Raw genomic sequence first — 24,389 nt, forward strand, 5'->3', positions numbered from 1 at the left:
CATGACCGTCGTCGTCGAACGGCCGCGCTTCGAACGCCGCGCCGCGAGCCCCGCGCGCACCCTGGGGATCGGCGTCGCCGCCCCCCGCCTGAGCTGGCGATCGTCCTCCCCCGATCCGTCCTGGACACAGGCGGCCTACGAGGTGGAGGTCTCCCGCCGCGGCCTCGTCGAGGTGTTCGCGGTCGAGTCCCGCGAGTCGGTCTTCGAGCCGTGGCCCGGTGCCCCGCTGACCTCACGCGAGGAGGCGGAGGTCCGCGTCCGCGTCCGCGCCGGCGACGACTCCCCGTGGTCGGAGTGGTCCGCCCCCGCCCGGGTCGACGCCGGGGTGCTCGACGCCGGCGAGTGGATCGCGCAGGCGGTCGGACCCGGGCCTCAGCCCGCCGACCGCGATGGGCGCCCTGCCCTCCTGCGCCGCGAGTTCGAAGTGCCCGCGGGGATCACCCGCGCCGTCCTGCGCGCCACCGCGCTCGGCCTGTTCGAGGCCGAGATCAACGGGCGACGCGTGGGTGACGACACGCTCGCCCCGGGATGGACGGCGTACGAGCACCGCCTCCGGGTCATGTCCTACGACGTGACCGACCTCATCCAGCCCGGCCCCAACACCATCGGCGCCTGGCTCGCCGACGGCTGGTACCGGGGCCGCATCGGATTCGACGGCGGCGTGCGCGAGCTGTACGGCGACCAGACCGCCTTCTTCGCCGAGCTCGAGCTCACCGGCCCGGATGGCGGGACGACCGTGGTCGCCACGGACGGCTCGTGGGTCACCCACCCCTCGCCCATCCTCCGTTCCGGGCTCTACGACGGCGAGCGCTTCGACGCCGCGGAGCGCCTGCCCGGCTGGTCGCGGCCCGGCTTCGACGCCACCGCGTGGTCGCCTGTGACGGTGACCACGCTCGACCCCGCGCTCCTCGTCGCCCCCGATGGTCCGCCCGTCCGGTGCACGGGCGAGCGGACCCCCGTCTCGATCACGCCGCTCGACGGCGGCCGCCTGCTGCTCGACTTCGGCCAGAACCTGGCCGGCCGGCTGCGGCTTCGCGCCGCGCATTCCACGGCCGGCGAGACGATCACGCTGCGGCACGCGGAAGTGCTGCAAGGCGGCGAGCTCTATACGCGGCCCTTGCGTGAAGCCGCGGCGATCGACGAGTACGTCGCCGACGGCGGACCGATCGACTGGGAGCCGCGCTTCACCATCCACGGCTTCCGGTACGCCGAGGTGGCCGGCTGGACGGGCGACCCGCGCGACCTGGAGGTCGTCGCCCGCGTGCACCACTCGGACATGACCCGCACGGGGACGTTCGAGACGTCCGACCCCCTGGTCAACCGCCTCCACGAGAACGTGCTCTGGAGCATGCGCAGTAATTTCGTCGACATCCCGACCGACTGCCCGCAGCGGGACGAGCGGCTCGGCTGGACCGGCGACATCCAGGTCTTCACACCGACCGCCGCCGGCCTCTACGACGTCTCCGGCTTCCTCGCGTCGTGGCTCAAGGACGTCGCCGCCGAGCAACTGCCCGACGGCACCGTCCCCTGGTACGTCCCGGTCGTGCCGGGCGGACCGTACTGGACGCCCATCCGGCCGGGTGCGGTCTGGGGCGACGCCGCTGTGCTCACCCCCTGGGACCTGTTCCAGCACTACGGCGACCGGCGCGTGCTCGCCGACCAGTACGACAGCGCCCGGGCGTGGGTCGATCTGATCGAACGCGAGGCCGGCGCGTCGCGCCTGTGGGAGTCGGGACAGCAGCTCGGCGACTGGCTCGACCCAACGGCGCCGCCGGAGGATCCGACGGTCGCGCAGACGGACAAGTACCTGGTGTCGACCGCGTACTTCGAGCACTCGGCGCGCATCCTCGGGCGCATCGCCGCGGAGCTCGGGAACGACGCGGACGCCGTCCGCTATTCGGGCCTGGCGGACGAGGTCCGCGTCGCATTCCGCGCGAAGCATATGCTTGCGGGAGGCGCCCTCGCCAACCACGCGCAGACCGCCTACGCACTCGCCATCTCGTTCGGACTGTTCGACGCCGACGAGCTGCCTGCCGCGGGCGAGCGGCTACGCGACCTCGTCGCAGAGAACGGCTACCGGATCGGCACCGGGTTCGCCGGAACCCCTCTCATCGCCGGAGCGCTCAGCACCGCAGGCCAGACCGACGCGGCCTACCGCCTCCTCCTGGAGCGCGAGTGCCCGTCCTGGCTCTACACGGTGCTCTCCGGCGGAACAACGATCTGGGAGCGCTGGGACAGCCAGCTGCCCGACGGCACGGTGAACCCGGGTGAGATGACCTCGTTCAACCACTACGCGCTCGGATCCGTCGCCGCGTGGATGCACGACACCGTCGCGGGCGTCTCCGCGCTGGAACCGGGCTTCCGCCGGTTCCGCGTCGCGCCGCAGCCGGGCGGCGGCCTGACCTGGGCGCGGCGCACGCTCGAGACCCCGTACGGCCCGGTCACCTCGTCGTGGACTATCGCGGACGGTGTGTTCGACCTGGTGGTGGACGTGCCGACCGGGACCACGGCCGAGATCGTCCTCCCGAGCGGCGCAGCGACGACCGCGGCTCCCGGGCGCCACCGCTTCGCCGAGCCGGCCACGGCCGGAGAACCGGTGACGGTGCCGTGACCTGGTACTACCCACCCCACCAGCGCGAGCTCGGGATGCTGCACACCCTCGTGCGCGAAGGTTTCGCCGCCAACAGGCACGTCGACTACGCGCTGAACTTCGCGGGCACGGCTCGTGTCGCGGAGTTCCGGGTCGACGACGGCGAGACCCTGCTGGTGGAGACGGAGGAGGGCGAGCCTCCCGCGCTGCACCTCGCGCATCCCGCGGCGTCGGTCGTGACGCGCGCGCCTGGCGAGACCGAGTGGATCGCGGCCGTCCCGATCGAGGGGGACGCGGACGCACCGCCCCACCGCGTCCTCGAGCCGCGCGTCCCTGTCGCGCTCGCATCGCGTGACGGACTCTGGGAGGCGGAGGGGCCGCTGCTCGGTCGTCCCGTCTTCCGGAGCGCCGCCCGTCCGACCGTGGCGTCGGGCGAGTCGCGCGAGGAGGCGCTGGCCGATCCCGCGACGGCCGAGACCCGGCACGACGTCGTCGCGCTCCCGGACGGCAGCTGGACGACGGTGCACGAGCTCGGTTTCCGCTTCCTCCGGATCGACTCCCCCGCCGGGGACGTGGCAGAAGTGACGGTCGACGCGTCCCGCCGCCCTGCGCCGCGCCGCGGGGCGTTCGCGTGCTCGGACGACACCCTCACGCGCATCTGGCAGGTGAGCGCCGACACTCTCCACGCGTGCATGCACGGGCTGATGATCGACGGCGTGAAGCGCGACCGGATGCCCTGGATCGGGGACCAGGCGCTCAACACGCTCTCGAACGCCTACGCCTTCGGCGACCGACGGATCGTGACCGACGGGCTCACCGCGCTCGGCCGCCCGCGCCACGGCTACGTGAACGGCATCGCCGACTACTCCCTCTGGTGGCTGATCGGCACGGGGTTCCTCACCCGCACCTTCGACGCCGCCGGGTACCTCGCAGCCGAAGCCGACCACATCCACGGCTTCACCGAACGACTCGCCGCGCAGACGGGCGCCGACGGACTGTTCCGCCCGATTCCCACCGACGACGACTTCCACGCGCTGGTGTTCATCGACTGGGGCGTGGAGACCGACCCTGACCGCGACTCCACGGCCCTGCAGATCCTGTGGCTCTGGGCGCTGCGGACCGCGGCCTCCGGCCTCCACTCGACGGCGCACCCCGGTGCCGCGCGCTGGGACGCTCTCGCCGATCACGTGCTCGCGACCCTCCGAGCGGCCGCGTGGGATGACGCCACCGCCTCCTGGCGTGAGTACGTCGACGGGGCCTCCGCCCCCTCCCCGTACCCCAACCTGCTCGCCGTGCTCGCCGGGCTGAACGGAGCGCACGATCGAGGAGTGCGCGACCTCCTGCTCGGCACCGAGCGCGCGGGGACACCCTTCATGACCGGGTTCCTGCTCCGTGCCCTCATCGAGGTCGGCGAGCCCGAGGCGGCCGTCCACCGCATCCACGATCTCTGGGGCGGGATGCTCGACGCCGGCGCCCGCAGCTTCTGGGAGGAGTTCGGCGACGACGGCTCGCCCTACGCCATGTACGAGCGACCCTTCGGCAAGAGCCTCTGCCACGCGTGGTCGTCGGGACCGGCCGCCCTGCTGCCGGACGCGGTGCTCGGGCTGCGCCCGCTCGCCGACGGGTGGTCGCGCTTCACGGTCGCGCCACGTCTGGGCTCATTGGAGTGGGCCGAGGCGAGAGTCCCCGCACCGCCGGGCGACATCATCGCCACCGCCCGCGACGGCGTCGTGACGGTGGAGGTGCCGGCGGGCGCGACCCTGGTGACCGACGCCGGGGAGCATCCCGGACCCGCGTCGGTGCGCTGGACCGCCTAGCATGATCGACATGACGCGGACACCCTCCGCCCGGGCCGAGAACTCGGGCCCACCGAATATGCACCACGTGGCCGAGCTGGCCGGTGTGTCGGTGGCGACGGTCTCCAACGTGCTCAACCACCCTGAGAAGGTCGCGGAATCGACGCGCACCAAGGTCGAGGACGCCATCGACCAGCTCGGCTTCACCCTCAACCAGACCGCCCGCGCCCTGCGCTCCGGCGAAGCGCACACCATCGGGCTGGTCGTCATCGACCTGACGAACTCGCTCTTCGTCGACGTCGCCCGCGGCGCGCAGAGCCGCGCCCAGTCGAACGCCTTCAGCCTCCAGCTGGCGAGCGCCAACAACGATCTCGGGATGCAGGACGACCACCTGCAGTTCTTCGACAGCGCCCGCGCCTCGGGCATCATACTCGCCCCGATGCAGGAGTCGGACGAGCAGATCCGGCGCGTGCGCCGGCACGGTCGCCCTGTCGTCGTGGTCAACTTCGACTCCCGCCTCACCGATTCCTGCCGCGTCCTCATCGACAACGAGCGCGCGGGCTACGTCGCCGCCAAGCACCTCATCGAGCAAGGCCGCACCCGCATCGCGTTCGTCGCCGCCCGCGACGACTACCAGCCCGTCCGCGACCGGCGGACGGGCGCTCGAGCGGCGGTCGCCGAGGCCGGCGGCGCGGTCGAGCTCGTCGAGGTGCAGACCAGCGACCTCGATCCCACCGGCGGCACGGAGGCCGGCAAGCGCCTGGCCGCCATGCCGGCGGAGTCGCGGCCGGACGCCGTCCTCGCCGTGACCGACCTGCTCGCGATGTCCATCATCAACGAGCTCACGAACGACGGCATCCGCGTGCCCGAGGACGTCGCGGTCATGGGCTGCGACCACAACTCGGCGGCGTGGGGCGGGGCCATCCCGCTGACCTCCGTCGCCATGCAGGGTGAGGAGATGGGCCGCGCCGCCGTCGACCTGCTGCTGGCCGAGCTGCGCGACGGTCACGAGGATCACATCCACCGGCGGGTCCTGCTGCAGCCGCATCTCGTGGTGCGGGAGTCGACGGTCGGCCGGGAGCGCGTCGCCGCGGCGGCCGCCACCGCCTGACCCACGGAACGCCGCTCCCGGAGCCGGGGACGATACGATTGCTGATCGATCCGGGGACGAGGGGGAAGGAGCACCGATGGCCGCAGCCAAGCGCCCGAGCGTGAAGGACGTCGCCGCGCTGGCCGGTGTCGCCGTCGGCACCGTCTCCAACGTGCTCAACCGCCCCGACATCGTCGCCGAGCCCACCCGCCGCGCCGTCGAGGACGCGATCGCGACCCTCGGCTTCACCCGCAACGAGTCGGCGCGGCAGTTGCGCGCCGGCGCGAGCCGAAGCATCGCGATGGTCGTCATGGACGTCGCCAACCCCTTCTTCACCGACCTCTACGTGGGCGCCGAGAGTTTCGCCCTCGAGCGCGGCTACTCCATCCAGCTCGGCAACAGCGGCAACAGCGGGGAGCGTGAGCAGCAGCAGCTCTCGGCGTTCGAGCAGCAGCGCGTGCGCGGGGTGCTGCTCGCGCCGATCGCCGGCGCCGAGCCCGTGATCGAGCGGCTGCGGGAGCACGGCATCCCGACCGTCCTGGTCGACCGCGTCGCCTCCGATCTCGAGGCCTGCTCGGTCGCCGTGGACGACGTGGAGGGCGGCAGGCTCGCGGTCGGCCACCTGATCGCCGAGGGCCACCGCCGCATCGCGTTCGTCGGCGGTCCCGCCGATCTGCAGCAGATCCGCGACCGCGTGCAGGGCGCGCGCATCGCGATCTCGGAGGCGGAGGCCGCGGAACCCCGCATCGCTCCGATCGACCTCGAGACCGTCGCCGTCGAGCACCTCGGCGCCGTGGATGGCCGCGACGCCGCGGAGCGGATCGTCGCCCAGGCGCCGGAGGAGCGGCCCACCGCCGTCTTCGCCGCCAACGACCTCCTCGCGCTCGGCCTGCTCCAGGGCTTCGTCGCCGGCGGCCTCCGCGTGCCGGAGGACATCGCCCTCGTCGGCTACGACGACATCGACTTCGCCGCCACCGCCGCGGTGCCGCTCTCGGCCGTGCGGCAGCCGCGCCGCGAGATCGGCTACGCCGCCGGGGAGCTGCTCTTCCGCGAGATCGAGGACATGGAGTCCGGCGCCGCGCACGTGCACCAGCACGTGCGGTTCGTTCCCGAGCTGGTGGTCCGCCGCTCCTCCTCCGTCGAGGCTCCCGCCGCGTAGCCCTCCGCCATCACCGGCGAAGTTCACGACGTGGCGCCTATTGCGCCGCGCATGAGCGCCACAACGTGAACCTCGGCGGATCGTCTTGTGCACCCGTCGCTCGCACGCTAGTCTTGAATCGTTTCAGAGCGGACCCGGTCCGCGCCGACCACGACGAAGGAGTCCCCGTGTCCGCTTCCCGCCGCGTCTGCTTCACCATGCGGTTGAAGCCCGACCGGGTCGACGACTACCTGGCCGCGCACACCACCGTCTGGCCCGACATGCTCGACGCGCTGCGCGAGACCGGCTGGCACGACTACTCCCTGTTCGTCGACGCCGCGAACGGCCTCGTCGTCGGCTACCTCGAGACCGACGACTTCGACGCCGCGGTCGCCGGGATGAACGCCCGGGAGGTCAACGACCGCTGGCAGGCGACGATGGCCGAGTTCTTCGCCGAGGAGACCGCGCCCGACAGCACCATGAACCGGCTGACCGAGTACTTCCACCTCGACTGAGGCGACCGCCTCCCCCGACATCGATCCGACCGACAGAAAGCGATATCCATGACACTCACCGATGACATCCGCTCGCAGCTGGCGCTGCAGGCGATCGAGCTGCCGAGCTGGGCGTTCGGCAACTCGGGCACCCGCTTCAAGGTGTTCAGCACGGCCGGCACCGCCCGCGATCCGTTCGAGAAGGTCTCCGACGCCGCGCAGGTGCACAAGCACACCGGTCTCGCCCCGTCGGTCGCGCTCCACATCCCGTGGGACAAGGTCGACTCGTACGCCGACCTGCGCAAGCACGCCCAGGACAGCGGCGTCGAGCTCGGCACCGTCAACTCCAACACCTTCCAGGACGACGACTACAAGTTCGGCTCGGTGACCCACCACGACGACCGGATCCGCCAGAAGGCGATCGACCACCACTTCGAGTGCATCGACGTGATGAACGAGACCGGGTCGCGCGACCTCAAGATCTGGCTGGCCGACGGCACCAACTACCCCGGCCAGGACTCGCTGCGCGCCCGCCAGGACCGTCTGGCGGACAGCCTCCAGAAGATCTACGAGCGCATCGGCGACGACCAGCGCCTCGTGCTCGAGTACAAGTTCTTCGAGCCGGCTTTCTACCACACGGACGTTCCGGACTGGGGCACCAGCTTCGCCCAGACCTCCGCCCTCGGCGACCGCGCGCTCGTCTGCCTCGACACCGGCCACCACGCGCCCGGCACGAACATCGAGTTCATCGTCATGCAGCTGCTGCGCCTCGGCAAGCTCGGCTCGTTCGACTTCAACAGCCGCTTCTACGCCGACGACGACCTGATCGTGGGCGCGGCCGACCCGTTCCAGCTGTTCCGCATCGTGTTCGAGGTCATCCAGGGCGGCGGCTACGCCAACCCCGACGTCGCCTTCATGCTCGACCAGTGCCACAACCTCGAGGCGAAGATCCCGGGCCAGATCCGCTCGGTGCTCAACGTGCAGGAGGCCACCGCCAAGGCCCTCCTCGTCGACACCGAGGCCCTCGCCGCCGCGCAGCGCGCGAACGACGTGCTCGCCGCCAACACGGTGTTCATGGACGCCTTCAACACCGACGTGCGCGCCGACCTCGCCGCCTGGCGCGAGACCCGCGGCCTCCCGGCCGACCCGATGGCCGCCTACAAGGCGTCGGGCTACCAGGAGAAGATCGAGGCCGACCGCGTCGGCGGCACCCAGGCGAGCTGGGGAGCGTAACCTCCGTGACCGACACCACCGACACCACCGACACCACCGACACCGGCAGCAACACCGGGATCACCATCCGGGATGCCGCGGCCGACGGACCGCACGGGTCCATTCCGATCCGGGTATATGCACCGTCCGCGGGCGGAGTGCACCCGGGCTTCGTGTGGAACCACGGCGGCGGCTTCGTCGGCGGCGACCTCGACATGCCCGAGGCGGACTGGGTCTCCCGGTCCGTCGCGGAGCGGGGTTTCGTGGTGGTGTCGGTCTTCTACCGCCTCGCCGTGGACGGCGTGCACTTCCCGGTGCCGTCGGACGACGTCGTCGCCGCCTTCCGCTGGGTCGCAGCCCACGCGGCCGAGCTGGGGATCGACCCGGACCGGCTCGCGATCGGCGGCGCCTCGGCGGGCGGCGATCTCACGGCCGGGGCGCTCCTGCGGCTGCGGGACGAGGGCGGCCCGCTGCCCGCTCGCGCCCTGCTCGCCTACCCGATCGTGCATCCCGAGCTGCCGCCCTTCACGGACGAACTCGCCGCCGCGGTCGAACGCCATTCCCCCGATGACCCGCCCTTCGAGCCGGGCGCCGTCCGCGAGATGAACCTGAACTTCGCGGGCGACGAGGCCACCATGGCCGACCCGTACGCGTTCCCCGGCCTGGCCGACCCGACGGGCCTCCCGCCGGTGTTCCTCCTCAACTCGGAGGTGGACACGCTGCGTGCGTCGGGCGAGGCGTTCGCCGCCTCTCTCGCCGCGCACGGCGTCACCGTGCTCTCGCTCTTCGAGCCGGGCGCCCAGCACGGCCACCTCAACCGCCCCGCCGAAGCGGCCGCGCGCCGCAGCATCGAGCGCATCGTCACGTGGCTGTCCACGCCGGCGCTCCCCTGAATCCCTGACCACCGCCCCTCCTCGCTAAGGAATCACGCATCATGACGAACGAGACCGTCGCTGCCCTCATCGGCCGCTCGAACCGCCTCGGCGCCGACCCGAAGAACACGAACTACGCCGGCGGCAACACCTCCGCCAAGGGCGTCGAGACCGACCCCGTGACCGGTGAGCCGGTCGAGCTGCTCTGGGTGAAGGGCTCGGGAGGCGACCTCGGCACCTTGAAGGAGTCCGGCCTGGCCGTCCTGCGGCTCGACCGCCTGCGTGCCCTGCAGGACGTCTACCCGGGCCTCGACCGCGAGGACGAGATGGTCGCCGCCTTCGACTACACCCTGCACGGCAAGGGCGGTGCGGCGCCGTCGATCGACACCGCCATGCACGGGCTCGTGGATGCGGCCCACGTCGACCACCTCCACCCCGACTCCGGCATCGCGATCGCGACCGCGGCCGACGGCGAGGAGCTGACGAAGACGATCTTCGGCGGCAAGGTCGTGTGGGTGCCGTGGCGCCGCCCGGGCTTCCAGCTCGGTCTCGACATCGCCGCCATCAAGGCGGCGAACCCGGAGGCCATCGGCACCGTGCTCGGTGGCCACGGCATCACCGCCTGGGGCGACACCAGCGAGGAGGCCGAGGCCAACTCGCTCTGGATCATCCAGACCGCCGCCGACTACATCGCCGCCCACGGCCGTCCGCAGCCGTTCGGAACCGCCCTGGACGGTTACGCCGCCCTGCCGGAGGAGGAGCGCCGCGCCAAGGCCGCCGCACTCGCCCCGCACCTGCGCGCCATCGCCTCCACCGACCGCGTGCAGGTCGGGCACTTCACCGACTCCGACGTCGTCCTCGACTTCCTCGCCGCGAGCGAGCACCCGCGGCTGGCGGCGCTGGGCACCTCCTGCCCCGACCACTTCCTCCGCACGAAGGTGAAGCCACTGGTCCTCGACCTCCCCGCCACCGCGTCCGTCGAGGAGTCGCTCGCGCGTCTCGAGGAGCTGCACGAGCAGTACCGCGCCGACTACCAGGCCTACTACGACCGGCACGCCACCCTCGAGTCCCCTGCGATCCGCGGCGCCGACCCGGCGATCGTGCTCATCCCGGGCGTCGGGATGTTCTCCTACGGCAAGGACAAGCAGACCGCCCGCGTCGCCGGCGAGTTCTACGTCAACGCCATCAACGTGATGCGCGGAGCCGAGGCCCTCTCGACCTACGCGCCCATCGACGAGTCGGAGAAGTTCCGCATCGAGTACTGGGCGCTGGAGGAGGCCAAGCTCGCCCGCCTCCCGAAGCCCAAGCCGCTCGCCGGCCGCATCGCGCTCGTCACCGGCGCCGCCTCCGGCATCGGCAAGGCCATCGCCACCCGCCTCGCCGGTGAGGGCGCGTGCGTCGTCATCGCCGACCTCGACCTCGAGAAGGCGCAGGCCGCCGCCGCCGAGATCGGCAGCACCGATGTCGCCATCGGCGTGGTCGCGAACGTCACCGACGAGGACGCGGTCCAGGCCTCCATCGACGCCGCTCTGCTCGCCTTCGGCGGTCTCGACCTCGTCGTCAACAACGCCGGGCTCTCCATCTCGAAGCCTCTGCTGGAGACCACGACCGCCGACTGGGACCTCCAGCACAACGTCATGGCCAAGGGCTCGTTCCTGGTCTCGCGCGCCGCGGCGAAGGTGCTCATCGACCAGAAGCTCGGCGGCGACATCGTCTACATCTCGTCGAAGAACTCGATCTTCGCCGGGCCGAACAACATCGCGTACTCGGCGACGAAGGCCGACCAGGCCCACCAGGTGCGCCTGCTGGCCGCCGAGCTCGGCGACCACGGCATCCGCGTCAACGGCATCAACCCCGACGGTGTCGTGCGCGGCTCCGGCATCTTCGCCGGCGGCTGGGGCGCCAAGCGCGCCGCGGTCTACGGCGTTCCCGAGGAGGAGCTGGGCAAGTACTACGCGCAGCGCACCCTGCTCAAGCGCGAGGTGCTCCCGGAGCACGTCGCCAACGCGGTCTTCGTGCTCTGCAGCAGCGACCTCGACCACACGACCGGCCTCCACATCCCCGTGGACGCCGGCGTCGCCGCGGCCTTCCTGCGATGAGCGCGGGTGCGATGAGCACGGGTGCGGTGAGCGGGGCGTCGCGCACGGGAGCCGTCGCTGCCGTCGACCTCGGGGCGACCAGCGGGCGCGTCATGCACGCGCGCGTCGGCGCCGACACCCTGGAGCTGACGGAGGCGGCCCGCTTCCTCAACACTCCCGTGCGGCTGTGGGAGGGCGACCGCCCGGCACTGCACTGGAACCTCGCGGGCTTGTTCAGCAGCATCCTGGACGGGCTCGGCTCGGTCGCCCGCACCGAGCCCGGGCTCGCGAGCATCGCCGTGGACTCCTGGGCCGTCGACTACGGCCTGCTGCGCGGCGGGAGGCTGCTGGGCGAGCCGTACCACTACCGCGACGAGCGCGCGGCGCGCGGCGTGGAGCTCGTGCACGCCGCCGTCGCGCCCGACGAGCTGTACCGGGAGGGCGGCCTGCAGTTCCTGCCGTTCAACTCGCTGTACCAGTTGGCGTACGACCGGTCGGCCGGCAACCTGGACGGCGCGGACCGCTTCCTCCTCGTGCCCGACCTCGTGACCTACTGGCTCACCGGGCAGGAGCACGCGGAGCGCACCAATGCCTCGACCACCGGCCTGCTGACCGCGGACGGGCAGTGGAACGACGCCCTCATCGCGCGGCTCGGCCTGCCGCGCGGCCTGTTCGCGCCGCTCGTCGACGCCGGGACCGCGGTCGGCCCCCTCCTGTCGTCGCTCTCCGCCGACCTCCCGTTCGCCGGCGCCGGCCCCACCGTCACGACCGTCGGCTCGCACGACACCGCCTCGGCCGTCGTCGCCGTGCCGATGGACGCCACCCGTGCCGCCTACATCTCGTGCGGCACCTGGGGGCTCGTCGGCGTCGAGCTGGAGCATCGCGTCGTCAGCGACGAGGGCCGCGCGGCGAACTTCACCAACGAAGGCGGGGTGGATGGACGCATCCGCTACCTCCACAACGTCATGGGGCTGTGGCTGCTCAGCGAGTCGCTGCGCGAGTGGCAGCGCCGCGGCCTGCACGTCACCCTGGAGTCGCTGCTCGCCGAAGCCGCCGAGCTGCCCCGCCCGACAGACCTCTTCGACGCCGACGACCCGCGGTTCATGGCGCCTGGCGACCTCCCCACCCGCATCGCCGACTGGTTCGCCGAGCACGGCCTGCGCGCGCCCGCGAGCCCGGCCGGCATGGTCCGCGTGATCATCGAGAGCCTCGCCGACGCCTTCGCCCGCTCGGTGCAGCGCGCCTCGGAGCTCTCCGGCGTCCCGGTCGAGACCATCCACATCGTCGGCGGCGGGGCGCGCAACGCCCTGCTCTGCCAGGCCACCGCCGACCGCGCGGGCGTGCCCGTGCTCGCCGGCCCGGTGGAGGCGACGGCCCTGGGCAACGCCCTCATCCAGGGACGCGCCGCGGGTCTGCTCAGCGGCGACCTGGAGACGCTGCGCGCACTGGTCGCGCGGCACTACGCGCCGGTGCGGTACGAGCCGGCCCTGCGCTCCGCGAGGTGACCCCGCCCTCCCCATCCCCCAAGATGGACGGGTGACCCTCGACGATCTCGTCCGCCGTGCCCTCGCCCTCGCCCCGGAGGGCGCACGGGTGGTCCTCGGGATCGCCGGCAGCCCGGGGTCGGGCAAGACGACGCTCGCCCGCGCGATCACCGAGCGGGTGAACGGGCTGGCGGGCGACGGGGTCGCCGTGCACGTGCCGATGGACGGGTTCCACCTGGCCAACGCCTCTCTCGACGCGCTCGGCCGGCGGGATCGCAAGGGGGCGATCGACACCTTCGACGCGTGGGGGTACCTCGGGCTGCTCCAGCGCCTGCTCGCCGAGCGGGACCACGCGGTGTTCGCCCCTGCGTTCGAACGGTCGGTGGATGAGCCGGTCGCCGGATCCATCGCCGTCGGCCCCGAGACGCGACTGGTGGTCACAGAGGGCAACTACCTGCTGGTCGACGCGGAGCCGTGGTCGGGCATCCCGTCGCTCCTCGCCGAGAGCTGGTTCGTGGCGACGCCCGCGGCCGAGCGCGAGGCCCGGCTGGTCGACCGGCACACCCGGCACGGCCGCACACCGGAGGCCGCCCTGGCCTGGGCGCGCGACGTCGACGGAGCCAACGCGGCGGTCATCGAGCCGACCCGCAATCGGGCCACCCTCGTCGTGGACGGAAGGCTCCCAGGCATAGGCGCTTAGGCTGAAGGCATGACCGACACGTTCGACAAGGTGACCATGTTCGGCGCGGACTGGTGCCGCGACTGCATCCGCTCCAAGGCGCTGCTCGAGCGCCTGGGCACCGACTACGAGTACATCGACCTCGTGGAGCGGCCCGAGGAGGCCGACCGCGCCAAGGCGATCAGCGGCCGCACCAACATCCCCGTCGTGGTCTTCCCCGACGGCCGCCACTTCACCGAGCCGTCCGACCAGGAGCTCGAAGCGGCACTGGCGCAGTAGCGCCCGGGCTGCGCAGCCGACGCCTCAGTCGAGAGCGGCGAGTGCGCGCAGCCGCCCCATCACACCACGCACGCGCTCGGCCAGCGTGCCGGGCGCGTCGTCGCCGATCCATGCCGCGAACGCGACCTTGAACGCCGCGACCGCCGTCTCCGCCGCGATCGACGCCTCCGGCTCCGCCACTCCGCGTGCGCGCAGCGCGTCCGCGACGGCCTCCCCGAGCTGGGCGAGCTTCAGCAGCTCCCGCTCTTGCAGGCTCGCGTTCGCGGCGATCGCCGCCGCGCGCCGCCGCGCGTACTCGCGCCGCTCCTCCAGCATCGCCGTACCGTCGGCGAGCGCCTCCCCCGCCGCGTCCAGGGCTGGGAGGGACGGATCGGTCGCAGCCAGCACTGCCAGCACGTCGTGCTCCATCTGGCCGGTCGCGTCGAACAGCACTTCGCGCTTGTCGGTGAAGTAGCGGAAGAACGTGCGCTCCGTCACGCCCGCGCGCTCCGCGATGTCGGCGACGGTCGTCTGCTCGAAGCCGGGGTCGAGGTAGAGCTCGAGCGCGGCGAGGCGCATGCGCCCCTGCGCGTCCGGCTCCCAGCGTCCCATGCTCACAGTCTAGTGATGACAGCGGCTGACATCAGTGCTATCGTCGATGTCAGTCACTGACATGACCTGGAAAGGGATGATCCCATGCGCGTTTTCGTCACCGGAGCCTCCGGCTGGATCGGCTCGGCCGCCGTACCCGAACTCCTCGCCGCCGGACACGAGGTCGTCGGCCTCGCCCGCTCCGACGCCTCCGCCGCCGCTCTCCGCGACGCCGGCGTGGAGGTGCGGACCGGCAGCCTCGACGACCTCGAGAGCCTCCGCGCCGGCGCCGCCGAGGCCGACGGCGTCATCCATCTCGCCTTCAAGCACGACTTCTCGGACTTCGAGGGCGCCGGCCGCACCGAGCGCTCGGCCGTCGAGACGATGCTCGACGCGCTGGCCGGCACGGACAAGCCGTTCCTCTTCGCCTCCGGCATCGCCATGCTCGCGCCCGGCCGCGTCGCGACGGAGGAGGACGCCGCCCACTCGTCCGACCCCGCGTCGCCGCGTGGAGGCGCGGAGGGCTTCGCGCTCGGCTCGGCCGATCGCGGCATCCGCCCGGTCGCGCTGCGCTTCGCCCCGACCGTGCACGGTGTCGGCGACCACGGCTTCAGCGCCGTCCTCGCCGGGATCGCCCGCGAGAAGGGCGTGGCCGGTTATGTCGGCGACGGCGCCCACCGCTGGCCCGCCGTGCACCACTCCGACGCCGGCCGCCTCATCGCCCGCGCGCTCGACGCAGCTCCGGAGGGCGGCGGTATCGTCCACGCCGTCGCCGAGGAAGGCATCCCGACGCGCGAGATCGCCGAGGCGCTGGGCCGCGCGATCGGCGTGCCCGCGGCCTCCATCGCCCCGGAGGACGCGGCCGCGCACTTCGGCTGGATCGGCGCCTTCTTCGGCGTCGACATCCCCGCCTCCAGCGCCCTCACCCGCGAGCGCTACGGCTGGACCCCCACCGGCCCGACCCTCTTCGAGGACATCGCGGCGGGCGCCTACCCGGGCCACTGACCCGGCCGCATCCACCCGCCCGGGCGCGGGCAACGGAGGACATCCGGAGCGGTCTCCCGCCCGTCTCCTCCGTTGCCCGTCACGGCCCGGCGTGGCGCGCGGAAGTTCCTCCGTTGCCGACGGCCCTCAGACCAGCCGATCCGGCGACCCATGCCCCGGGCACACCAGCCGGGGCCGGGAGGCGGTGATCGCCGTCAGCGTCGCCTCCGCGGCATCGCGGTCGCTGATGAGGAATCCCGGAAAGTGGACGAGCTTCCCCTGCGAGATCCGAGCCGCGTCTCCGATGAACGAGACCCCGCGCCAGCGCACCAGGTGATGCCCGGGCGTGTGTCCGGGAGCAGGCACGACCAGGACACCCGGCGCGATCTCGATCTCGGCATGGCCGGGCAGCTCGTGCAGACCGGCAGGAACTTCCGGACGGCCCAGCCAGCCCAGTCGCTGCATCGCCCGCCGAGTGGAAGTGGGAGGCTGCTGCTCGCCCCACAGGATGCGCGCGTCAGGCGCACCGATCCACACCCGCGCGCCCGTCGCCCGCTGCACGGCGGCCGCGGCGCCGGCGTGATCGGGGTCGTAGTGGGTGAGCACGACATCGGTCACCGGAGCGAGGCGCGCGCCGGCGAGCTCCGCGACCAGTGCCTTCGCACCGGACGCCAGCCCGGTGTCGACGAGCACCGAACGGCCGTCCTCCTCGATGAGGTAGGCGTTCCCGGCTCTCGCACTCTCGATCCGGTACAGGCCGTCGATCAGCAGCTTCATACGGTGGATGCTATCCCTGCGCCCGGATTGATGACCCTGATCGCACAATCCCATCCGAACCTCCTGTTGGACTTCCGTCCCACTCGGGCGGATGCTGACGACATGGAGTACACCCAGCTCGGCCGGTCCGGCCTGAAAGTATCCCGCCTCGTCCTCGGAACGATGAACTTCGGCCCGCAGACGTCGTCGGACGACGCACACACGATCATGGATGCCGCCCACGAGGCGGGCATCAACTACTTCGACACCGCCAACGTCTACGGGCAGCACGTGGGCAAGGGAGCCACCGAGTCGATCATCGGCGACTGGTTCGCCCTGGGCGGAGGCCGCCGCGAGCGCACGGTGCTCGCCACGAAGCTCTACGGCGAGATGGGCGACTGGCCCAACGAAGGCCGGCTGTCGGCGCTCAACATCCGCCGCGCGCTCGATGCCAGCCTGAAGCGGCTGCAGACCGACCACATCGACATCTACCAGTTCCACCACGTCGACAGGGACACCCCGTGGGACGAGATCTGGCAGGCGATCGAGACCGCGATCGCGCAGGGCAAGATCCTGTACGCCGGCTCGAGCAACTTCGCCGGCTGGCACCTCGCGACCGCTCAGGCGGAGGCCCGCAAGCGCAACCTGCTCGGGCTCGTCAGCGAGCAGTCGATCTACAACCTCCTCACCCGGCAGGTGGAGCTGGAGGTGCTGCCCGCCGCGCAGGCGAACGGCATCGGCGTGATCGCCTGGTCGCCGCTGCAGGGCGGCCTGCTCGGCGGAGTCCTGCGCAAGCAGAACGAGGGCAAGCGGCGCCTGGAGGGACGCGCCGCCGACACGCTCGCGAAGCACCGCGACGCGATCGAGGCGTACGAGGCCTTCGCCGAGGAGCTCGGCCACGAGCCGGGTGACATCGCGCTCGCGTGGCTGCTGAGCCGGCCGGGAGTGACCGGCCCGATCATCGGACCGCGCACGCTCGACCAGCTGAACGCGGGACTGCGCGCCCTGCACGTCGAGCTGGACGACGCAGCCCTGGGCCGCCTCGACGAGATCTTCCCGGGCCACAAGACCGCGCCCGAGGACTACGCCTGGTGACCCACGGGCCCACGACGACGACCACGCAGGGAGGAACAGAGTGAAGACACGCAGGATCGCCGACGTCGAGGTGAGCGCGATCGGCCTGGGCGGCATGCCCATGTCGATCGAGGGCCGCCCGGACCGCGAACGCTCGATCAACACCGTCCACGCCGCATTGGATGCCGGCGTCACCTTCATCGACACCGCCGACGCGTACCACCTGCACGCCGACGAGGTCGGGCACAACGAGGAGCTCATCGCCGAGGCGCTGCGCTCGTGGAGCGGCGACGCCTCCACCGTGCTCGTCGCGACGAAGGGCGGCCACCTCCGCCCGGGCGACGGCCGCTGGACGCTGAACGGCCGCCCCGAGTACATCAAGGAGGCCGCGAAGGCCTCCCTGGCGCGCCTCGGCGGCGACGCCATCGGGCTCTACCAGTTCCACCGACCCGACCCGGAGGTGCCGTACGCGGACTCCGTCGGAGCCGTGCGCGACCTGCTCGACGAGGGCGTCATCCGCCTCGCCGGCATCTCGAACGCGAACCCCGAGCAGATCCGCCTCGCGCAGGACATCCTGGGCGGACGGCTCGCGTCCTTGCAGAACCAGTTCTCGCCGGCGTTCCGGTCGAGCGCGCCGGAGCTGGAGCTGACCGGCGAGCTCGGCATCGCGTTCCTCCCGTGGAGCCCGCTCGGCGGCATCACCAACGCCGCCGACCTCGGCTCCCGGTTCGAGCCGTTCAAGGATGTGGCGGAGGCCCGCGGGATCAGCCCGCAGGTCGTCGCGCTCGCCTGGCACCTCGCGCAGGGGCCGCACGTCATCCCGATCCCGGGCTCCTCGCGCCCCGAGACGATCCGCGACTCCGTCACGGCCGCCGACGTCGAGCTCACCCCCGACGAGCTCGCGCGTCTCAACGCCGCCTGACCCGGCTCCCCAACCGCCGAGTACGCGAATTCTCTGCGTACTCGGCGGTTTCGGCCGTACTTTCTGCGTACTCGGCGGGTGGAGGGCGGCGGGGGCTCAGGAGGCGATGGTCGCGGTGAGCGCGGCGACCTCGGCGGCGCGGTCGGCGCGATCGCGCGGGGCGCCCGGGATGCCCGGACGCTGCTGCCATGGCAGCGGTCCGTCCGCGTGGCGGTACTCGACCCCGACCGCGTCGAGCCGCGCGAGGTGCGCCTCGAGCCGCGGCACGAACGCCTCCCACGACCGCTCGCCCGCCTCGTCGGCGGTCCACAACGCCTCGGCGAGCGCGGCCAGTCGCGGGAACGCGAAGTAGTCCAGCCCGCGCGGCTGGTCGATGTACTCGGTCCACAGGTTCGCCTGGGCACCCAGCACGTGGGCGCGCTGCTCGGCCGTGAGCTCGGCGGGCACCGGGTCCAGTTCGTACACGTCGCGCACGGTCGTGACCGTGACCAGCGGGATGGGCTCCTCCATCGACTCCGACTGGCGGTAGTTGAAGTAGAGGACGCGGTCCGGGCAGAACACGACGTCGTGACCCTGCCGCGCGGCCGCGACGGCACCGGTCTCACCGCGCCAGCTCGCGACGGTCGCACCCGGGGCGAGGCCGCCCTCCAGGATCTCGTCCCAGCCGTACGATCGGCGGCCGCGGGCGGTGAGGTGCTCGTCGATGCGGCGGACGAACCAGCTCTGCCCCTCCTCCTCGGTCGCGGCGCCGATCTCGCGCAGCCGCTCCTGCGTGCGCGGGTCGGCGCGCCACTGGTCCTTGCGGCACTCGTCCCCGCCGATGCCGATGTACGCGGAGGGGAAGACCTCGATGACCTCGTCGAGCACGTTGCGGAAGAACTCGACCGTCGACTCTTCGAGGTTCAGGACGTTGCGGCTGATCCCGTACCGCGTCCACACCTCGCGCGGTTCGTCCCCGCCCGCGACGCCGAGCTCGGGATACGCGGCGATCGCGGCCTGCACGTGCCCGGGCGACTCGATCTCGGGGATCACGGTGATGCCGCGCGCGGCGGCGTACGCCACGATCTCGCGGAGGTCGTCCTGCGTGTAGAACCCGCCGTGCGGGCGGCCGTCGGTCGGCGCGTCCGGCCCGAATCCGACCTGCGACTCCCGCCGCCACGCCCCGATCCCGGTGAGGCGCGGGTAGCGGCGGATCTCCATCCGCCAGCCCTGGTCGTCGGTCAGGTGCAGGTGGAGCACGTTCATCCGGTGCATCGCGAGCAGGTCGACGAAGCGGAGGATGTCGTGCTTCGGCAGGAAGTGCCGGGCCACGTCGAGCATCAGCCCGCGCCAGCGGAACGCCGGACTGTCGTCGACGCGGCACGCCGGAGCCGCCCAGCGCACGCCGTCGAGGGCGCCGCGCCGGTGCACGGCGGGCGGGAGGAGCTGCAGAAACGCCTGCGCTCCGTGCGCGAGAGCCGCGGCCGATCCGCCTCGGATGCGCACGCCGTCCGGCTCCACCGTGAGCCGGTACTCCTCGTCGGCGAGGGAGGGATCGGCGGCGAGGGTGATCGCGCCGGCGCCCCCGCCGCCCATCGAAGCGCTCGCGAGCGGCAACCCGGTCGCCGCCGCGAGCTGGGCCCGCAGCCACGCGGCGATCGGAGCTCCCGTCGTGTCGGCGACGACCGTCGTCCCGGCGTCGAGCACGAACTCGCCCGGCAGCTCCTCCACCCGCCGCGGGCGCGGCAGCAGGCGGTCGGCGATCGCGCCGGTCATCGCGTCACTCATCGCTCAGAGCGCTCGGAGCGCTCGGGCCGCACGGGACGCTGGCTGCGCACCGCCTCGTACGTCAGCCGCAGGGACTCGGTCATCTGGTCGTACATCTGCTGGGCCACCCGCACGAAGAGGAAGTCGACGAGCGCGAGCTGCGCGATGCGGCTCGACATCGCGCCCGAGCGGTAGAGGCTCTCGCGTGCCTGGGTCGTGAGCACATGGTCGCTGACGCGGCCGATGCTGGACTCCGGGAAGTTCGTGATGGAGACCGTGGTCGCCCCGGCCGCGTGCGCGACCGAGAGCGCGTGGGTGGTCTCGAGCGTCTCGCCGGAGTGGGAGAACCCGATGGCCACATTGCCCGGCTTCTGCAGTGCGGCCGACGCGAGGGCGAGGTGGGAGTCGACGGAGCAGAAGGCGGTCAGCCCGATGCGGGAGAGCTTCTGCTGGAGGTCCTGCGCGGTGAGACTGCTCGACCCCACGCCGTAGAGGTCGATGCGGCCCGCACCGACGATGGCGGCGACCACGCGGTCGAGGGCGTCGAGGTCGAGCTCGCGGGCGGTCTGCTCGATCGCCAGCGCGTCCTGGTAGGCGATCTTGGCGACGACCTCCTGCACGCTGTCGGCCGGGTCCACCTCGCTCTCGGTGAGCTCGAACCGCTCGCGCGCGGCCTGCTCGCGGCTGGTCGCGGCGGCGATGGCGAGCCGGAACTCGCGGTACCCGCTGAAGCCGATGCTCTGGCAGAACCGGGCGATCGTCGCCTGCGACGAGTCGCACACGGCGGCGAGCTCGGAGATCGTCAGATCCACGACGCGCTCGGGATGGTCGATCACCACCTGGGCGATGCGCGCCTCCGTGGCGCTGAGCCGCGGCACCGCCTGGCGCACCGCGGAGAGGACGTCAGCCGACATGTGTCCGCGTGCCCTCGGCGGCGTCGACGGCCGCGAGTGCGTCGCGCAGTCGTCCGCCGTGCTCGGCGAGGAGCCGCACGGCGGCGTCCGCATCGAGGGTCGTCTCGCTCATCAGGATCGCCGCCTTAATCCAGCCACCGGTCGCGTCGAGCGCTTCCGCGGCCTGCTGCGCGTCGGTGCCCGTCGCCAGCATAACGGTCCGCTCGGACCGGGCCCGCAGCTTGGCGTTGGTGGCCCGGAGGTCGACCATGAGGTTGCCGTAGACCTTGCCGAGCCGCACCATCGAGATGGTGCTGATCATGTTGAGCACGAGCTTCTGCGCGGTGCCGGCCTTGAGCCGGGTGGAGCCGGTGAGGATCTCGGGGCCGACGACGACCTCGATGCCGACCTCGGCCTCCCGACCCAGTGGGGAGTCCGCGTTGCAGGAGAGCCCGACCGTGAACGCGCCCGCGCGGCGGGCCTGGTCGATCGCACCGAGCACGAAGGGCGTGCGGCCGGACGCCGAGATGCCGACGAGCGCGTCGAGCGGGCCGATGGTGATCGAGCGGACGGCGGCGCGGCCGGCCTCCTCGTCGTCCTCCGCGTTCTCGACGGCCGTGTGCAGCGCCTCCGGGCCGCCGGCCATGAGACCGACGACGAGCTCGGGAGGGGCGCCGAACGTGGGCGGGATCTCGCTGGCGTCGAGCACGCCCATGCGTCCGGCCGTCCCGGCTCCGGCGTAGATCAGGCGGCCGCCGCGGCGCATCCGCTCGGAGACGCCGGTCACGGCGGCGACGATGCTCGCGCTCTCGCGGGCGACGGCGGCGGGCACCTCGGTGTTGGCGACGTTCATCGCGGCCACCAGCTCCTCGATCGACATGATGTCGAGGTCGCGGGTGGTCTCGCTCACCGCCTCGGTCGCGAGCGTACCGAGCGTCTCGCGGAGGTCGGCGAGGGGATGCGGCTCAGCCACGGAAGATCCTTTCATCGGTGCGTCGGTCACCGCGCCACCGCCAGGGCGGGGTCGGCGGCCAGTGTCAGCCCGGCGACGCCGCGCAGGCGGCGGCCGGGGACGGAGTCGGGGGCGAGGGTCAGTCGCCCGAGGACGCGCGCGCGTCCGGCCGGAGTGCCCGGCAGGTCGGCGGGCACACCGTGCCAGCTGAGGTAGCCGACGAACGCGAAGAGCAGCGACTCCTTGTGGTCGGCGTCGATGCCGAGCGCGTCGCTGCTGGTCACGTCCACGCCGTGCAGCCCGAGCACCGCGCTGAGGGCGCGCATGAGGGCGGGGTTGCGCGTGCCGCCTCCCGAGACGATCGCGCGCGACGGGATGTGCGACGACGATGACCGCACCGCGTCGGCGACCGTGCGGGCGGTGAGGGAGGTCAGGGTCGCGACGAGGTCGGCGAGCTCGGGCTCGACGCCGGCTCGCGCGGCCGCGGCATCCACGACGGCGAGATCGAACGTCTCGCGACCGGTGCTCTTGGGCGTCGGCGCCGAGAAGTAGGGATGCGCGAGCAGCTCGCCCAGCATCCGCTCGTCCACGCGGCCGGTGGCGGCGAGCAGGCCATCGGTGTCCTGTCCCTGGCGACCGTCGGTCGCGCGGGCGACCGCGGCGTCGATGAGGGCGTTCGCCGGTCCGCTGTCGAACGCGACGAGGCCCCCGTCCGGCTCGACGATCTGCACGTTGGCGATGCCGCCGAGGTTGACCGTCGCGACGGGACGGCCGCTGCGCGCGGCCTCTCCCGCGAGCCAGGCGCGGTCGAAGAGCCCCATGAGCGGAGCACCCTCGCCGCCTGCTGCGATGTCGGCCGACCGCACGTCGGAGAGCACCGGGACGCCGAGGCGCTCGGCGATCCACGCCGGCTGGCCGACCTGGAGGGTGCCGCGGGCGTGGCCGTCCTCGACCCAGTGGTGGAGGGTCTGGCCGTGCGAGACCGCCAGCTCGACGCCGCCGGCCTCCTCGGCCGCGCCGGCCGCAGCCTCCGCGAACTCCTGACCGGCGAGGGTGTCCATCCGCACGAATTCGGCGGGAGTCAGACTCTGCCCTTCGACCGCCGCGAGCAGGAGGGCGCGGGTCGCCTCCGACCACGCCACCGTGCGGGCGACGACGGAGGTGAGCCGGACGACGGGACGGTCGCTCGCGTCGAGCGGGTCGATGTCGACCACGGCGACGTCGATCCCGTCGACGCTGGTCCCGGACTGCAGGGAGAGGATCCTCACGCCGCGACCCCCTCGAACGCCTCGGAGACGACCTGCGCCGTCACCCGGCTGGACCCGTACGTGTCGAGGCCGGGGAGCGCGAGCTCGTCCGGCGCGGGGAGTCCTGTGTTCACGATGACCGCGGACGGGCGAGCGGCGGCGAGGATCCCGAGCGCACGGCGCTGCGGCGATCCGGGCTGCACGGCATCGACCAGGGCGACCACCGCGCTGCTCTCCGGGATGCCGCCGAGGGCATCGCACATCGCGGCGACGACGTCGCGTCCTCCGAACGGGCCGACGACGACGCGCGTGGCGCCGAGGGCGACGCTGAAAGGCTCGGCGGTGGAGGCGACGGCGCCGCTGGCACGGTCGCGCAAGTCGAGCACGACGCGGTCGCCCGCCGCGACGGAGACGGTGCCGCGGACCACGATCGCCTCGCGCACGACCTGCCGCGCGTCGAACGCACCGACCTCGCCGGTGGAGGCGCCGCCCGCGCGAGATGCCGCGGCCGTCCAGTCGGAGAGGCCGGCGACCGAGTGCGAGGCGCGTTCGAGCGCCGGGATCGGGAGGGTGCCGTCGTCCACCGCGGCCAGCAGCGCGTCGCGCACCTCCGCGTAGTCGTCGAGGTCGCTCGTCGCGCCGTGCTTCGGGCCGAGATCGGACGGGTTGCCGATGCACAGGAGGTCCGCGCCGGCGAGGATCGCCCGGACCGCGCCAGGGCCCGCCCCGAACTCGGAGCGGATGGCGGCCATGTCGAGCGCGTCCGTGATGATCGTGCCCGCGAATCCGCGCTCGCGCAGCATCCCGAGCACCCGCGGGTCGAGCGTGGCGGGGAGGTCGCCGAAGGCATCCACGACGACGTGCGACGTCATGACGGCGGCGACGCCCGCATCGATCGCGGCCTGGAACGGCGGGAGGTGCTCCGCCTCCACCTCGACGCCGGGGAGCGTGACGTGCGGCAGTCCGAGATGCGAGTCGACGGCGGTGTCGCCGTGACCAGGGAAGTGTTTGACGCAGGCGGCGACGCCTCCGGCCTGGATGCCGGACACCATCGCGGCGACGTGCCGGCCGACCAGGTCGGCGGTCGCACCGAACGCGCGGGTGCCGATCACCGGGTTGCGCGGGTTCGTGTTGACGTCGGCGACCGGAGCCAGGGCGACGTTCGCGCCCGATGCGCGCAGGCGGCGCGCGAGCTCGACGCCGGCGGCGCGGGTGACCGCGGTGTCATCGACGCGACCCAACTGGGACGCGCTCGGCAGCGTGGAGCCGAGGGCGGCCTCCAGTCGCGTGACCGGTCCGCCCTCCTCGTCGACGCCCAGGAGGGCGCCGGGGCGCGCCTCCCGCAGCCGGGCGGAGAGCGCGGGCAGCTGCTCCGCATCCGACGGGTCGATGTTCTGACCGAAGTACACGACGCCGGCGAGCCCCTCGTCGAGGGCGTGCAGCAGCCAGTCCGGGGCCGTCCGCCCCAGGAAACCGGGCCAGAGCACGCTCGCGACCAGCGAGCGAACGGCCGGATCGGTGCTCGCGCTCATC

Annotated in this window: 21 protein-coding genes; 14 read left to right on the plus strand and 7 right to left on the minus strand. The window is 72.6% G+C overall.

The features are described 5' to 3' along the window. Position 1: 1 nt before the first annotated feature. The 11 genes from FHX33_RS10275 (at position 2) to FHX33_RS10325 (ending at position 13,712) form a co-directional block, all read left to right on the plus strand. The gene (locus FHX33_RS10275; protein WP_183428471.1) at positions 2 to 2,611 is read left to right on the plus strand and encodes a glycoside hydrolase family 78 protein; all 2,610 of its coding nucleotides are present in this window, start codon (positions 2 to 4) and stop codon (positions 2,609 to 2,611) included. Next, the gene (locus FHX33_RS10280) at positions 2,608 to 4,407 is read left to right on the plus strand and encodes an alpha-L-rhamnosidase-related protein (RefSeq protein ID WP_021764192.1); all 1,800 of its coding nucleotides are present in this window, start codon (positions 2,608 to 2,610) and stop codon (positions 4,405 to 4,407) included. Before FHX33_RS10275 ends, FHX33_RS10280 begins: the two co-directional genes overlap by 4 nt. A 10-nt stretch (positions 4,408 to 4,417) precedes the next feature. Next, positions 4,418 to 5,497: a LacI family DNA-binding transcriptional regulator gene (locus tag FHX33_RS10285; protein WP_221209563.1), complete on the plus strand. Its 1,080-nt coding sequence runs from the start codon at positions 4,418 to 4,420 to the stop codon at positions 5,495 to 5,497. Between the two features lie 76 nt (positions 5,498 to 5,573). Then, the gene (locus tag FHX33_RS10290; RefSeq protein WP_021764676.1) at positions 5,574 to 6,635 is read left to right on the plus strand and encodes a LacI family DNA-binding transcriptional regulator; all 1,062 of its coding nucleotides are present in this window, start codon (positions 5,574 to 5,576) and stop codon (positions 6,633 to 6,635) included. A 167-nt stretch (positions 6,636 to 6,802) separates the two neighbouring features. Then, complete coding sequence (locus FHX33_RS10295; RefSeq protein ID WP_039923490.1) at positions 6,803 to 7,129, plus strand: L-rhamnose mutarotase; 327 nt, start codon at positions 6,803 to 6,805, stop codon at positions 7,127 to 7,129. Between the two features lie 48 nt (positions 7,130 to 7,177). Continuing rightward, positions 7,178 to 8,341, plus strand: a complete 1,164-nt coding sequence (gene rhaI, locus FHX33_RS10300) for an L-rhamnose isomerase (protein ID WP_021764673.1) — start codon at positions 7,178 to 7,180, stop codon at positions 8,339 to 8,341. A gap of 5 nt (positions 8,342 to 8,346) precedes the next feature. Continuing rightward, a complete protein-coding gene (locus tag FHX33_RS10305; RefSeq protein WP_338092024.1) occupies positions 8,347 to 9,213 on the plus strand; it encodes an alpha/beta hydrolase in 867 nt (288 codons plus the stop codon). A gap of 41 nt (positions 9,214 to 9,254) precedes the next feature. After that, positions 9,255 to 11,291 (plus strand): bifunctional rhamnulose-1-phosphate aldolase/short-chain dehydrogenase, encoded by a 2,037-nt coding sequence (locus FHX33_RS10310; protein WP_021764795.1) that lies wholly within the window; start codon positions 9,255 to 9,257, stop codon positions 11,289 to 11,291. Positions 11,292 to 11,302: 11 nt separating this feature from the next. Continuing rightward, the gene (locus FHX33_RS10315) at positions 11,303 to 12,775 is read left to right on the plus strand and encodes a rhamnulokinase (RefSeq protein WP_183428472.1); all 1,473 of its coding nucleotides are present in this window, start codon (positions 11,303 to 11,305) and stop codon (positions 12,773 to 12,775) included. A gap of 31 nt (positions 12,776 to 12,806) precedes the next feature. Continuing rightward, positions 12,807 to 13,454: a nucleoside/nucleotide kinase family protein gene (locus FHX33_RS10320; RefSeq protein WP_338092025.1), complete on the plus strand. Its 648-nt coding sequence runs from the start codon at positions 12,807 to 12,809 to the stop codon at positions 13,452 to 13,454. A 9-nt stretch (positions 13,455 to 13,463) separates the two neighbouring features. Next, positions 13,464 to 13,712, plus strand: a complete 249-nt coding sequence (locus tag FHX33_RS10325; protein ID WP_021762606.1) for a glutaredoxin family protein — start codon at positions 13,464 to 13,466, stop codon at positions 13,710 to 13,712. A gap of 24 nt (positions 13,713 to 13,736) precedes the next feature. Here the strand turns inward: FHX33_RS10325 and FHX33_RS10330 are convergent, their stop codons facing one another. Further along, positions 13,737 to 14,303, minus strand: coding sequence for a TetR family transcriptional regulator (locus FHX33_RS10330; RefSeq protein WP_021762607.1), 567 nt, complete (start codon positions 14,301 to 14,303; stop codon positions 13,737 to 13,739). A gap of 84 nt (positions 14,304 to 14,387) precedes the next feature. Here FHX33_RS10330 and FHX33_RS10335 point away from each other — a divergent pair, with 84 nt between their 5' ends. After that, positions 14,388 to 15,287 (plus strand): SDR family oxidoreductase, encoded by a 900-nt coding sequence (locus FHX33_RS10335; protein WP_183428473.1) that lies wholly within the window; start codon positions 14,388 to 14,390, stop codon positions 15,285 to 15,287. A 126-nt stretch (positions 15,288 to 15,413) separates the two neighbouring features. Here FHX33_RS10335 and FHX33_RS10340 read toward each other — a convergent pair whose 3' ends face one another. Further along, the gene (locus FHX33_RS10340; RefSeq protein ID WP_021763884.1) at positions 15,414 to 16,043 is read right to left on the minus strand and encodes an MBL fold metallo-hydrolase; all 630 of its coding nucleotides are present in this window, start codon (positions 16,041 to 16,043) and stop codon (positions 15,414 to 15,416) included. A gap of 102 nt (positions 16,044 to 16,145) precedes the next feature. Between FHX33_RS10340 and FHX33_RS10345 the strand changes: the two genes are divergently transcribed. After that, entirely contained in the window at positions 16,146 to 17,117 is a 972-nt protein-coding gene (locus FHX33_RS10345) for an aldo/keto reductase (RefSeq protein ID WP_039922899.1), read from the plus strand. Positions 17,118 to 17,157: 40 nt separating this feature from the next. Further along, positions 17,158 to 18,018 (plus strand): aldo/keto reductase, encoded by an 861-nt coding sequence (locus FHX33_RS10350; protein WP_021763882.1) that lies wholly within the window; start codon positions 17,158 to 17,160, stop codon positions 18,016 to 18,018. Between the two features lie 96 nt (positions 18,019 to 18,114). On the opposite strand, the gene FHX33_RS10355 is transcribed toward FHX33_RS10350, so the two are convergent. Genes FHX33_RS10355 through FHX33_RS10375 form a run of 5 tightly spaced genes read right to left on the minus strand, consistent with a single transcriptional unit; the run spans position 18,115 to position 24,388 of the window. Beyond that, complete coding sequence (locus FHX33_RS10355) at positions 18,115 to 19,773, minus strand: beta-N-acetylhexosaminidase (protein ID WP_183428474.1); 1,659 nt, start codon at positions 19,771 to 19,773, stop codon at positions 18,115 to 18,117. Positions 19,774 to 19,781: 8 nt separating this feature from the next. Further along, the gene (locus FHX33_RS10360; protein WP_021764397.1) at positions 19,782 to 20,678 is read right to left on the minus strand and encodes a MurR/RpiR family transcriptional regulator; all 897 of its coding nucleotides are present in this window, start codon (positions 20,676 to 20,678) and stop codon (positions 19,782 to 19,784) included. Further along, entirely contained in the window at positions 20,668 to 21,630 is a 963-nt protein-coding gene (gene murQ / locus FHX33_RS10365; protein WP_021764398.1) for an N-acetylmuramic acid 6-phosphate etherase, read from the minus strand. Before murQ ends, FHX33_RS10360 begins: the two co-directional genes overlap by 11 nt. A 26-nt stretch (positions 21,631 to 21,656) precedes the next feature. Further along, on the minus strand, positions 21,657 to 22,877 hold the full coding sequence (locus FHX33_RS10370) for an anhydro-N-acetylmuramic acid kinase (protein WP_183428475.1): 1,221 nt from the start codon (positions 22,875 to 22,877) through the stop codon (positions 21,657 to 21,659). Further along, positions 22,874 to 24,388, minus strand: coding sequence for a glycoside hydrolase family 3 protein (locus FHX33_RS10375; protein WP_183428476.1), 1,515 nt, complete (start codon positions 24,386 to 24,388; stop codon positions 22,874 to 22,876). Before FHX33_RS10375 ends, FHX33_RS10370 begins: the two co-directional genes overlap by 4 nt. Between the last annotated feature and the right edge of the window lies 1 nt (position 24,389).

Origin of the sequence: Leifsonia aquatica (genome assembly GCF_014190775.1) — a bacterium.
Taxonomy (GTDB): domain Bacteria; phylum Actinomycetota; class Actinomycetes; order Actinomycetales; family Microbacteriaceae; genus Leifsonia; species Leifsonia aquatica.

Bases quoted from the DNA above. Each gene is read 5' to 3' on its own strand.
- FHX33_RS10275 (WP_183428471.1), top strand. From the start codon at position 2: ATGACCGTCGTCGTCGAACGGCCGCGCTTCGAACGCCGCGCCGCGAGC.
- FHX33_RS10285 (WP_221209563.1), top strand. From the start codon at position 4,418: ATGACGCGGACACCCTCCGCCCGGGCCGAGAACTCGGGCCCACCGAAT.
- FHX33_RS10290 (WP_021764676.1), top strand. From the start codon at position 5,574: ATGGCCGCAGCCAAGCGCCCGAGCGTGAAGGACGTCGCCGCGCTGGCC.
- rhaI (WP_021764673.1), top strand. From the start codon at position 7,178: ATGACACTCACCGATGACATCCGCTCGCAGCTGGCGCTGCAGGCGATC.
- FHX33_RS10310 (WP_021764795.1), top strand. From the start codon at position 9,255: ATGACGAACGAGACCGTCGCTGCCCTCATCGGCCGCTCGAACCGCCTC.
- FHX33_RS10315 (WP_183428472.1), top strand. From the start codon at position 11,303: ATGAGCACGGGTGCGGTGAGCGGGGCGTCGCGCACGGGAGCCGTCGCT.
- FHX33_RS10325 (WP_021762606.1), top strand. From the start codon at position 13,464: ATGACCGACACGTTCGACAAGGTGACCATGTTCGGCGCGGACTGGTGC.
- FHX33_RS10330 (WP_021762607.1), bottom strand. From the start codon at position 14,303: ATGGGACGCTGGGAGCCGGACGCGCAGGGGCGCATGCGCCTCGCCGCG.
- FHX33_RS10335 (WP_183428473.1), top strand. From the start codon at position 14,388: ATGCGCGTTTTCGTCACCGGAGCCTCCGGCTGGATCGGCTCGGCCGCC.
- FHX33_RS10340 (WP_021763884.1), bottom strand. From the start codon at position 16,043: ATGAAGCTGCTGATCGACGGCCTGTACCGGATCGAGAGTGCGAGAGCC.
- FHX33_RS10345 (WP_039922899.1), top strand. From the start codon at position 16,146: ATGGAGTACACCCAGCTCGGCCGGTCCGGCCTGAAAGTATCCCGCCTC.
- FHX33_RS10355 (WP_183428474.1), bottom strand. From the start codon at position 19,773: ATGACCGGCGCGATCGCCGACCGCCTGCTGCCGCGCCCGCGGCGGGTG.
- FHX33_RS10360 (WP_021764397.1), bottom strand. From the start codon at position 20,678: ATGTCGGCTGACGTCCTCTCCGCGGTGCGCCAGGCGGTGCCGCGGCTC.
- FHX33_RS10375 (WP_183428476.1), bottom strand. From the start codon at position 24,388: ATGAGCGCGAGCACCGATCCGGCCGTTCGCTCGCTGGTCGCGAGCGTG.